This window comes from Micromonospora coxensis, assembly GCF_900090295.1.
GTDB lineage: Bacteria > Actinomycetota > Actinomycetes > Mycobacteriales > Micromonosporaceae > Micromonospora > Micromonospora coxensis.
Genome location: NZ_LT607753.1, coordinates 3,585,160 through 3,594,784, shown reverse-complemented (window position 1 = coordinate 3,594,784; position 9,625 = coordinate 3,585,160). Strand labels below are relative to the sequence as shown.

Annotated in this window: 10 protein-coding genes and 1 tRNA gene; 4 read left to right on the top strand and 7 right to left on the bottom strand. The window is 71.8% G+C overall.

The window, feature by feature from the left end; translation table 11 throughout:
* Positions 1 to 8: 8 nt before the first annotated feature.
* From GA0070614_RS16275 to GA0070614_RS16265, 3 genes are read right to left on the bottom strand one after another with little or no spacing between them, the layout of a single operon-like run.
* Complete coding sequence (locus GA0070614_RS16275; protein WP_088976760.1) at positions 9 to 1,433, bottom strand: protein phosphatase 2C domain-containing protein; 1,425 nt, start codon at positions 1,431 to 1,433, stop codon at positions 9 to 11.
* Positions 1,430 to 1,915, bottom strand: coding sequence for an FHA domain-containing protein FhaB/FipA (locus GA0070614_RS16270; protein ID WP_088976759.1), 486 nt, complete (start codon positions 1,913 to 1,915; stop codon positions 1,430 to 1,432). Before GA0070614_RS16270 ends, GA0070614_RS16275 begins: the two co-directional genes overlap by 4 nt.
* A gap of 6 nt (positions 1,916 to 1,921) precedes the next feature.
* A complete protein-coding gene (locus GA0070614_RS16265) occupies positions 1,922 to 2,713 on the bottom strand; it encodes an FhaA domain-containing protein (protein ID WP_088976758.1) in 792 nt (263 codons plus the stop codon).
* A gap of 224 nt (positions 2,714 to 2,937) precedes the next feature.
* Between GA0070614_RS16265 and GA0070614_RS16260 the strand changes: the two genes are divergently transcribed.
* The 3 genes from GA0070614_RS16260 (at position 2,938) to GA0070614_RS16250 (ending at position 5,012) form a co-directional block, all read left to right on the top strand.
* Positions 2,938 to 3,023: transfer RNA gene (locus GA0070614_RS16260), tRNA-Leu, on the top strand.
* A gap of 112 nt (positions 3,024 to 3,135) precedes the next feature.
* Positions 3,136 to 4,209, top strand: coding sequence for an NAD-dependent epimerase/dehydratase family protein (locus tag GA0070614_RS16255; RefSeq protein ID WP_088976757.1), 1,074 nt, complete (start codon positions 3,136 to 3,138; stop codon positions 4,207 to 4,209).
* Complete coding sequence (locus GA0070614_RS16250; RefSeq protein ID WP_088976756.1) at positions 4,206 to 5,012, top strand: WecB/TagA/CpsF family glycosyltransferase; 807 nt, start codon at positions 4,206 to 4,208, stop codon at positions 5,010 to 5,012. Before GA0070614_RS16255 ends, GA0070614_RS16250 begins: the two co-directional genes overlap by 4 nt.
* A 61-nt stretch (positions 5,013 to 5,073) precedes the next feature.
* Here the strand turns inward: GA0070614_RS16250 and GA0070614_RS16245 are convergent, their stop codons facing one another.
* On the bottom strand, positions 5,074 to 6,939 hold the full coding sequence (locus GA0070614_RS16245) for a S8 family peptidase (protein ID WP_088976755.1): 1,866 nt from the start codon (positions 6,937 to 6,939) through the stop codon (positions 5,074 to 5,076).
* Between the two features lie 217 nt (positions 6,940 to 7,156).
* Here GA0070614_RS16245 and GA0070614_RS16240 point away from each other — a divergent pair, with 217 nt between their 5' ends.
* A complete protein-coding gene (locus GA0070614_RS16240; protein WP_231933302.1) occupies positions 7,157 to 7,786 on the top strand; it encodes a hypothetical protein in 630 nt (209 codons plus the stop codon).
* Here GA0070614_RS16240 and GA0070614_RS16235 read toward each other — a convergent pair.
* From GA0070614_RS16235 to GA0070614_RS16225, 3 genes are all read right to left on the bottom strand, one after another.
* Positions 7,754 to 8,158, bottom strand: a complete 405-nt coding sequence (locus tag GA0070614_RS16235) for a hypothetical protein (RefSeq protein WP_088976754.1) — start codon at positions 8,156 to 8,158, stop codon at positions 7,754 to 7,756. The genes GA0070614_RS16240 and GA0070614_RS16235 overlap by 33 nt on opposite strands.
* A 147-nt stretch (positions 8,159 to 8,305) precedes the next feature.
* Positions 8,306 to 8,527, bottom strand: a complete 222-nt coding sequence (locus GA0070614_RS16230; protein ID WP_088976753.1) for a DUF397 domain-containing protein — start codon at positions 8,525 to 8,527, stop codon at positions 8,306 to 8,308.
* Positions 8,497 to 9,378 carry a helix-turn-helix domain-containing protein gene (locus GA0070614_RS16225; RefSeq protein ID WP_088976752.1) on the bottom strand — a complete coding sequence of 294 codons (882 nt, stop codon included), beginning with the start codon at positions 9,376 to 9,378 and terminating at the stop codon, positions 8,497 to 8,499. The genes GA0070614_RS16230 and GA0070614_RS16225 overlap by 31 nt, the downstream gene beginning before the upstream one ends.
* Between the last annotated feature and the right edge of the window lie 247 nt (positions 9,379 to 9,625).

The following is a 9,625-nucleotide window of genomic DNA, read 5'->3' as shown; positions in this document are numbered from 1 at the left end:
GCCGGCGGTCACTCGGGCGACCGGCAGCCCGCCGGGTCCACGACCGGCGGGACCGCGTCGGAGGCCGAGGCGTCGGGCGTGGTGGTGGGCGCCGGGGCGGCGGTGACCAGCGGGGCGCGGGTGCCCGCCGGGGTGGCTGCCACCGTCGGGCTGCCGGTCGGCGCGACCGGGGAGGCGGTGGCCGCCACGGTCGGGCTCGGCGGGCAGATCGGCTTGAGGTTCGGGTTGGCCGGGTCGTCGCTGGTCAGCTCGGACAGCCGGCGCAGCGCGTCCGACTCGCTCTTGGCCTGGATGCCCTGCTTGACCTGCTCCTGCGCGGCGAGGGTGAGGTCGTCGAGCTTGGCCGGGCTGGTCGAGTGCACCTGGGAGAGGTCGAGCCCGGCGACCTGGCCGGGGACCCCGCGGAAGACCGCGAGCTGCCCCTGTTCGGTCGCCCCGACGTAGTACTGCCGCTGGGTGTAGCTCCACCCGGCGAAGAGGCCGCCACCGAGGATGACCAGTAGCGCCACCAGCATCGCCACGGTGCGCAGCGGCCGGCGGCGGGGCCGCTCCGGCTCGTCGTCCCGGCCGGCGGCGGGGTCCTCCTCGGGCGCCGCCGGGCGCGGGGCCGAGAGCGCCGAGGCCCGGGCCGCCGGGGTGGAGACGTCGGCGGAGGTGGCCATGCCGCGGTCGCGCGAGGCGGCGCCGCCCACGATCGGGCTGGCCTCGACGATGTCCTGGTCGGTCGCGTCCGCGATGATCACGGTGATGTTGTCCGGCCCGCCGCCGCGCAGCGCGAGCTGCACCAGGCGCTCGACGCACTGCTGCGGGTCGGTGTACTCGCGCATCGTGTCGGCGATGGTGTCTGCGCTGACCACGCCGGAGAGGCCGTCGGAGCAGATCAGGTACCGGTCGCCGGGGAGCACCTGCCGGACGCTGTACTCGGGGTCGATGTCCCGGCCGTCGAGGGCGCGGGTGAGCAGCGAGCGCTGGGGGTGGCTGCTCGCCTCCTCCGCGCTGATCCGTCCCTCGTCGACGAGCATCTGGACGTAGGTGTCGTCCTTGGTGATCTGCGCGAACTCGCCGTTGCGCAGGAGGTAGGCCCGCGAGTCACCGATGTGGACCATGCCGAGCTTGCTGCCCGAGAAGAGGGTCGCGGTGAGCGTGGTGCCCATCCCCTCCAGCTGCGGGTTGGCGTCCACGGTGTCGCGGAGCTGCTGGTTGGCGGTGCCCACGGCGGAGCGCAGCGCGTCGACGAGAGCGTCCCCGGGGACGTCCTCGTCGAGCGGTGCCATGGCACCGATGACGATGTTGCTGGCGACGTCACCGGCGGCCATGCCGCCCATGCCGTCGGCGACGGCGAGGAGCCGCGGTCCGGCGTAGACGGAATCCTGGTTTCCGTCTCGGATCAGACCGCGGTCGCTGTGTGCCGCGTAGCGCAGGGTCAGAGTCATGGCCGTAATTCGAGGGAAGTGCGGCCGATACGGATCGGCACGCCGAGGGGGACGGGGGTCGGTCCGGAGACCTTAGCGCGATCCAGGTACGTGCCGTTAGTCGAACCGAGGTCCTCGACGAACCACTGCCCGTCGCGCGGCACGAGCCGGGCGTGCCGCGCCGAGGCGTAGTCGTCGGTGATCACGAGGGTGGAGTCCTCGGCCCGACCGATGGTGATCTGCGCTTCGCCGAGGGTGATCCGGGTGCCGGCGAGCTGGCCGGCGGTGACCACCAGCTGGTGCGCGGCCCTGCCCCGCTTCACCTTCGCCGGCTTCCCCGCCTGCTGGGTCGACGCGCCGACCCCGCGTGGCGCGGCCACCAGCCGGCCCGACCGGGCTCCTGCGAAGAGGTCGCGGCGGATCACGCCGACCACCGTGAACACGAAGATCCACAGCAGGATGAGGAACCCGAACCGGGCGACGGTGATCACGAGCTCCGGCAAGGCGGATCAGCCGTCCACGCGGAAGGTCAGGGTGGTGGTGCCGAGCTGGATCATGTCGCCGGGGTTGAGGGCGACCGCGGAGACGCGCTGGCCGTTGACCATCGTGCCGTTGGTCGACCCGAGGTCGGTCAGTACGACCTGGCCGCCGTCGAAGTCCAGCCGGGCGTGTCGCCGCGAGATGCCGACGTCGGGCAGGCGCAGGTTGGCCTGGTCGCCGCGGCCGATCACGGTCGAGCCCATCTGGAGCGGGTAGGTACGGCCGTCGCCGGAGACCAGCCGGACGTTGCGCCCACCGCCGTGCCCGGGCGGCGGGCCGTAGCCGCCACCCTGGTCGTACGCCGGGTAGGCCGGCGGGCCGGCGTCGTAGCCGCCGGGCGCGGAGACCGGGGCGACCTCGCCACCGGTGTAGACCTCGGCGGTGACCCGGAACATGCCGGTGTCCAGCCCCTCGCCGCGTTCGATCTCGACGATCACGTCGCCGTAGACCGTCCACGCCTGCTCGCCGATGAACTCCGCCTGCGACTGGGCCAGTTCCTGGGCCAGCGCGGCAGCGTACGGCGCCAGCCGACTGTGGTCGTAGGGCGAGAGATCGATCACGTAGCGGTTGGGCACCAACGTGCGGCCACCGGCCAGGATGGCCTTGTGCGCCTCGGCCTCCCGCTGCATGGCGTTGAGGATCTCCACGGGGTGGACCACCCCTTTGAAGACCTTGGCGAAGGCCCCTTCGACCAGGCCTTCCAGACGCTTCTCGAAGCGTTGCAGCACGCTCACCGGCTCCTCCTCGGGTCCCGAGGACATGATGGTATCCGGCCGGGGCGCATGCAGCTCGCGCGCCGCTCGGCGGCCTGGTGGCGGCCCGTTCTCCGGGGGCGCTCCGGGCGTGCTACTGTTTCGTCCGCCGCGACGGTGACCGCTGAACGGAGCGTAGCCGGTCGGGGCATGACGGAGGACACTCAGGTCGTCCCGGATCGCTGGCGACAGCGGGCGCCGGCACAGGCTAGAGTGTTCGAGGTCGAAGCCACGGGGATGTGGCGGAATGGCAGACGCGCACGGTTCAGGTCCGTGTGTCCGAAAGGACGTGGGGGTTCAACTCCCCCCATCCCCACCAGATCGACGAGGGCCTCGCAGCAGCTGCGGGGCCCTCGCTCCGTGTCGGGGGCGTGCCGGACGTCACGCTATGCTCCGATGGTTCCCAGCCTCCTATTGACCAGGAGTGGCGTGTGAGTGTCGCGTTCGTGACCGGGTCGGGCGGTCTGATCGGCTCCGAGGCGGTCCGGCACTTCGCCGGTCTCGGCCTGGACGTGGTCGGCATCGACAACGACATGCGGCAGGAGTTCTTCGGCGCCGAGGCGTCGACCGCGTGGAACGTCCGGCGGCTGACCGACGAGCTGGGGTCGGCGTACTCGCACCACAGCATCGACATCCGCGACCGGGACGCGCTGGCGAAGCTCTTCGCCCGGTACGGCCGGGACATCGCCGTGGTGATCCACACCGCCGCGCAGCCGTCGCACGACTGGGCGGTCCGGGACCCGTTCACCGACTTCGACGTCAACGCCGGCGGCACCCTCAACGTGCTGCAGAACGTGCGGGAGCACTGCATCGAGGCGCCGGTGATCCACTGCTCGACCAACAAGGTCTACGGCGACCGGCCGAACAGCCTCCCCTACGTGGAGCTGGAGACCCGCTGGGAGATCGAGCCGGGCCACCCGTACGAGCAGGGCATCCGGGAGGACATGTCGATCGACTCGTCCCTGCACTCGATCTTCGGCGCCTCCAAGGTCGCCGCCGACGTGATGGTGCAGGAGTACGGCCGCTACTTCGACATGCGCACCGCCTGCTTCCGGGGCGGCACGCTGACCGGCCCGGCGCACTCCGCCACCGAGCTGCACGGCTTCCTCGGGTACGTGATGCGCGCCAACATGGAGCGTCGGACGTACAAGATCTACGGCTGGCAGGGCAAGCAGGTCCGGGATGCGATCCACAGCTCGGACGTGGTCTCGGCGTTCGAGGCGTTCTTCCGCAACCCGCGCTCGGCGGCGGTCTACAACCTGGGCGGCGGCCGGCACTCCAACACCTCCATGCGGGAGGCGATCACCCTGGCCGAGCAGATCACCGGCCAGGAGATGATCTCCGAGTACGTCGAGGCGAACCGGGTCGGCGACCACAAGTGGTGGGTCGGCTCGAACGAGGCGTTCCAGGCCGACTACCCGGACTGGAAGCAGGTCTACGACGTCCCGATGATCATGCGGGAGATCCACGAGGCCAACGTCGACAAGTGGGTGCCGGGAGCATGACCGCCACGGGCAAGCGCAACGTCCTCGGCGTCCTGGTCGACGCCACCGACTACGCCTCGGCGACCGAGCAGGTGGTGGCCGCGGCCCGGGAGCGGCGGCCGCTGGCGCTGACCGCGCTGGCCGTGCACGGCGTGATGACCGGAGTCCTCGACCCGGCGCACAACGCCCGGCTGAACTCCTTCGACGTGGTCACCCCGGACGGCCAGCCGGTCCGCTGGGCGCTCAACCTGCTGCACCACGCCGGCCTGTCGGACCGGGTCTACGGCCCGACGCTCACCCTGCACGTGCTGCGCCGCTTCGCCGACGAGGGGCTGCCGGTCTACCTCTACGGCTCGACCGAGGAGACCCTGGCGAAGCTGATCCCGGCGCTGGAGCGGATGTTCCCGGCCCTCAAGATCGCCGGGGTGGAGCCGTCCAAGTTCCGCGAGGTCCGACCGGGCGAGGACGTCGAGATCGCCGACCGGATCAAGGCCAGCGGGGCGCGGCTCGTGCTGGTCGGGCTCGGCTGCCCGCGCCAGGAGGTCTTCACGTACGCCATGCGGCCGCTGCTGGACATGCCGCTGATGGCGGTCGGCGCGGCCTTCGACTACCACGCCGGCCTGCTCAAGCAGCCGCCGCCGTGGATGCAGCGGGCCGGGCTGGAGTGGTTCTGGCGGCTCGGCCTGGAGCCGAAGCGACTCTGGCGCCGGTACGTCATCCTCAACCCCGCCTACCTGGCCCGGCTCACCGGCCAGAAGACCGGCCTGTGGAAGGCCCGGCCGCCCGCCCCGGCGACCGAGCGCCCGCCGACCTTCGCCGTCTGACCCGACGCGCACGAGGCCCTTCCCACCACCGGTGGGAAGGGCCTCGGCCGTCACGCGGGCCTCAGAGGGTCAGCGTCCAGGTGTTGATGTAGCCGGTGTCGCCGGAGTAGACGTCGCGCACCTGGAGTCGCCAGGTGCCGTTCGCCGCCTCACCCGACAGGTTGACGGTGTAGGTGGTGTTGATGTTGTCGGTGCCGTCCCAGAAGCTGCTGTTCTTCAGCCGGTACGCCGAGCCGTCCGGGGCGACCAGGTCGACCACCAGGTCACCGCGGTAGGTGTGCACGACGTTCACCGCGACCGTGGAGCTGGCCGAGGCGTTCCGGTTGCAGTTCGCGATCGTGATCGCGCTGCTCACCGTGGCGCCGGTGTCCGGGATCGCCACGTCGGTGCCGTTGGTGCCCGAGCAGCCGCCGCCACCGCCACCGGTCACCGTCAGCGAGTACGTCGCCGTCTTCGAGCCGGAGGCCGCGGTGCCCGTGACGGTGACCGCGTACGTGCCGGACGGCGTGCTCGCCGAGGTGGCGATGGTCAGCGTCGACGAGCCACCCGAGGTGACCGTGGCCGGGTTGAACGAGGCGGTCGCCCCGGTGGGCAGCCCGCTGGCGGAGAGGCTCACCGACTGGGCCGAGCCGTTGGTGGTGGCGGTCGCCACGGTCGCGGTGACCGAGCCGCCCGGCGCGGTGGAGCCGGAGGTCGGCGACACCGACACGGAGAAGTCGTTGGTGGGGGGCGGGGTGCTGCCGTTCACCACGTACAGCAGCTTGTTCGGCGAGCCGGTGCCGGGGTTGCCGACCGCGTTGCTGGTGGCGTTGTTGACCAGGTAGTCACGCACCTGCTGCGCCGTCCACGACGGGTTCGCCGAGGCGACCAGGGCCGCCGCGCCGACCACGTGCGGGGTCGCCATCGAGGTGCCGCTGATGGTGTTGGTCGCGGTGTCGCTGTTGTACCAGGCCGAGGTGATCGACGAGCCGGGGGCGAAGATGTCCAGGCAGGTGCCGATGTTGGAGAACGACGACCGGGCGTCGGTGTTGGTGGTCGAGCCGACCGTGATGCCCTCGGCGGTGCGGGCGGGCGAGGTGTTGCAGGCGTTGCCGCCGGAGTCGTTCCCGGCCGCCAGGCCGTAGGTGATGCCGGAGTTGATGGAGTTGCGCACGGCGGTGTCGAGCGTGCTGTTGGCGCCGCCACCGAGGCTCATGTTCGCCACGGCCGGCTTGACGGCGTTCTGGGTCACCCAGTCGACGCCGCCGATGACACCGGCGTTCGTGCCGCTGCCCTGGCAGTTCAGCACCCGGACGCCGACGAGCCGGACGCCCTTGGCCACCCCGTACGCGGTGCCGCCGACGGTGCCGGCGACGTGCGTGCCGTGGCCGTTGCAGTCGTCGGCGGAGCCGCCGTCGACCGCGTCGTAGCCGGAGACGGCCCGTCCGCCGAAGTCGCTGTGGCTGAACCGGATGCCGGTGTCGATGATGTAGGCGTGCACGTTGCTCGCCGTGTTCGGGTACGTGTAGGAGTTGTCCAGCGGCAGGTTGCGCTGGTCGATCCGGTCCAGGCCCCAGGACGGCGGGTTCGTCTGGGTGCCGGCGATCGAGACGGTGTGGTTCTGCTCCACGTACGCCACCGCGGGGTCGGCGGCGATCCGGGCGGCGGCCCGTGCGTCCACCCGGGCCTCGAAGCCGCGCAGCGCGGCGCCGTACGTGCGGGCGACCGAGCCGCCGTGCCGGCCGACCAGCCGCTGCGCGTCGTCGCCGACCCGGGCGCGGGCGACGGCGCTGTCCTTGAACACGACGATGTAGCTGTCCGCCACGGCGGTGGGGCCGCCCGCGGCACGGATCGTCCCGACGGGCTCGGCCGCCATCGCCGGCGTGGCGGTCGCGACCATGGCCAGCGTGGCCAGTCCGACGAGTAGGGACCTGCGTGCAAGTGCCATCCTCTACCTCCCTCGACCCGATGGTCGACGTCCACCCACCCACGACGGGCAGATCGACGGCCACCGATCGATCAAGAGTAGGACCGGGACAACGGGCCGACAAACATGCCGAGTTACCCATAACACCGGAAGGATGGACCCCTACGGGCGGCGATGGGGGGCGGACCGGGGGCGATCCTGGATTCGTCGACGTCGAAATCGGGCAAGGCTGTCCGACATGGAGAGTGAGCTCGCCGCCCTGGTCCCGATCGCCGTGCTCTGGCTGGCCGCCGGCATCGTGGCGGACGGACTGCCCCGGCTGGACCGCGCCCGCGCCCTGCGTCGGCGTACCGGATGGTTGCTCGCCCTCACCCTGACCGGCCTCGGCCTGACGGCTGCGGTGCTGGCGGCCGGCCTGGCCAGCGCCGGAGGCACGCCGGTCGACCGGGCGGCGGCCGGCCTGACGCTGGCGGCAGCCCCGGCGCTCGTCGTGGCGGCCTGCACGGTACGCCGGGCACGCCGGCTCCGGGCCGGCGCGCGCACGTTCGCCACCGCGCCCGGTACCCCGGCGCCGCACGGCCTGCGGGCCGCCGCGGCGCACCCGCTGATCGGCCTGCCGGTGCAGGTGGCCGCCCTGGCCACGCTGCCGCCCGTGCTCGCGGCAGCCGGACTCGATCTCGCCGCCGGCGCCGGCCCGGCCGTCACGGTCGGCGGGCTGGTGGTCATCGCGATCGGGGTACGCCACGCGCTGCGGCACAGCCGGCTCGCCGAGCGGGCGCTGCCGGCGCCCGCCGCGTCGATGGTCCCGGTGCCGGCGGTCCCGGTCCCGGCGGTGTCAGCGGGAGCGGCCGGGCCCCTGCACGTATAGCAGTTCGAGGATCGCGCGGGTCGCCTCGAACCACCGGTCCAGCCAGCCCGGGGGCGGCACGCTCCCCTTCGGCGGCAACTCCAGCAGCAGGCCGCGCAGCAGCGGGTGGTCGACCAGTGAGTCGGTCGGCCCGACCGGCCAGCCGGCGGGCGGGAACGACGGCTCGGTGAGCGGGTTCGGGTCGAGCGAGGGCAACGACAGCGGGGTGGGGTGCTCCTGGGCGGCCGTGCCGGCGTCCCGCCCGCCGACCTCGGTGTCGGTGGACACGACCTCCGTCAGCACGGTGTCCCGGCGGGCGCCCCGGTACTTGCCGCCGAACCGTTCCGCCTTGCCCGGGCCGTTCGTGAGATTGTCTGAACCGATCGTCGTCATCCGTCTCGCCTGCCTCGCTCGGTCGTCGATCCGTGCGGCGGGTCGTCTACCAGCGCCGTACCGAGGGTTCAACGAGACGGGGCGGATGTGGCGACGGGCCGGCCGGGAGATCCCGGCCGACCCGTCCTCAACGCCACGTTGCGTTGCTCAGTGCCGCGTGAACGCACCACTCCGCGCGCCGCCGACGAAGGCGTGCCAGTCGCCCGGAGCGAAGATCAGGGCCGGGCCCGCCTTGTCCTTCGAGTCCCGAACCCCGACCGCCCCCGTCACGTACGCCACCTCGACGCAGTTGTCGCAGTTCGGCCCGCTCTTCGAGCTCTTGAACCACGCCGCCCGCGTCAGGTCCACGGGGTACTCCTTGGTCGCCATTTCCACAGCGGCTCCTCTACCAGTTTCGCGATGTGAGCTATGGATTCCTCCGGGCGAATGGCCGCTGCTCGAATGTGATCGAAGATGAAGCTGTACTTCTGCAGTTCGTCGCTCTTCTCCAGGAAGAGCCCACCCGTGGCGTTCTCCGCGTACACGACATCGGGATCACTCGGTTCGGGGAAGCTGAGAATGGTGAACGTGCCGTCCATGCCGGCGTGCGCGCCCACCTCGAAGGGCAGGACCTGCAACGTCACGTTCGGCAGTTCGGCCACCTCCACCAACCGCTTGAGCTGGCCACGCATCACCTCGTCGCCGCCCACCGGCCGGCTCAGCACCGCCTCGTCGAGCACCACCCACAAATCGACCGGATCGTCCTGGGTCAACAACGACTGACGCCCCAGACGGACACGCACCCGTTGTTGCACCTGGTCTACGGTGAAGTCCGGGCGGGCCGCCCGGATCATGGCACTGGCGTACTCCTCCGTCTCCAGCAGTCCCGGCACCACCTGCTGCTCGTACGCCCGGATCGAACTGGCCGCCGCCTCCAGCCCGACGTACGCCCCGACCAGCACCGTGCTGTACGGGTGCCACCACCCCTTCTGCCGGGCCTCCCGCGCGATCTGCACCAGCTCGTCGCTCTCGGTGCCGACCACGCCGTAGATCCGCAGCATGTCCCGGACGTCGCGCGGGGTGGCCGAGGTGTGACCGGTCTCGATCCGGGAGATCTTCGAGGCGGAGCACTCCAACTGCTCGGCGACCACCTCGATGGTGATCCCGGCGGCCTCCCGCTGGCGGCGGAGTTCCGCCCCCAGCCGGCGACGCCGGATGGTGGGGCTGCGCCGTTCGCTCACCGCGTCACCCCTCGGGTCGCTGGACGGCGACGGCCTTGCCTCGCGCTCACCCGGTTACCTCCGGTCGCTCGCGCCTGCGTCCACACCCGCCGAGGGCGCGACCGGATGGCGGGCGATCGTTCGCGGCAGGGGTGGTGCCGGTCGTCGACCGGCCGCGACGGGCGAAACCGGCGTCCAGTGTGCCGCTCCGGGGTCGGCGTCTTCAAGCGCCTCGTTCACGTGTCGTACTCACGTATCGGCAAAAGTC

Bases quoted from the DNA above. Each gene is read 5' to 3' on its own strand.
- GA0070614_RS16275 (WP_088976760.1), bottom strand. From the start codon at position 1,433: ATGACTCTGACCCTGCGCTACGCGGCACACAGCGACCGCGGTCTGATC.
- GA0070614_RS16245 (WP_088976755.1), bottom strand. From the start codon at position 6,939: ATGGCACTTGCACGCAGGTCCCTACTCGTCGGACTGGCCACGCTGGCC.
- GA0070614_RS16230 (WP_088976753.1), bottom strand. From the start codon at position 8,527: ATGGCGACCAAGGAGTACCCCGTGGACCTGACGCGGGCGGCGTGGTTC.
- GA0070614_RS16250 (WP_088976756.1), top strand. From the start codon at position 4,206: ATGACCGCCACGGGCAAGCGCAACGTCCTCGGCGTCCTGGTCGACGCC.
- GA0070614_RS16265 (WP_088976758.1), bottom strand. From the start codon at position 2,713: ATGTCCTCGGGACCCGAGGAGGAGCCGGTGAGCGTGCTGCAACGCTTC.
- GA0070614_RS16235 (WP_088976754.1), bottom strand. From the start codon at position 8,158: ATGACGACGATCGGTTCAGACAATCTCACGAACGGCCCGGGCAAGGCG.
- GA0070614_RS16240 (WP_231933302.1), top strand. From the start codon at position 7,157: ATGGAGAGTGAGCTCGCCGCCCTGGTCCCGATCGCCGTGCTCTGGCTG.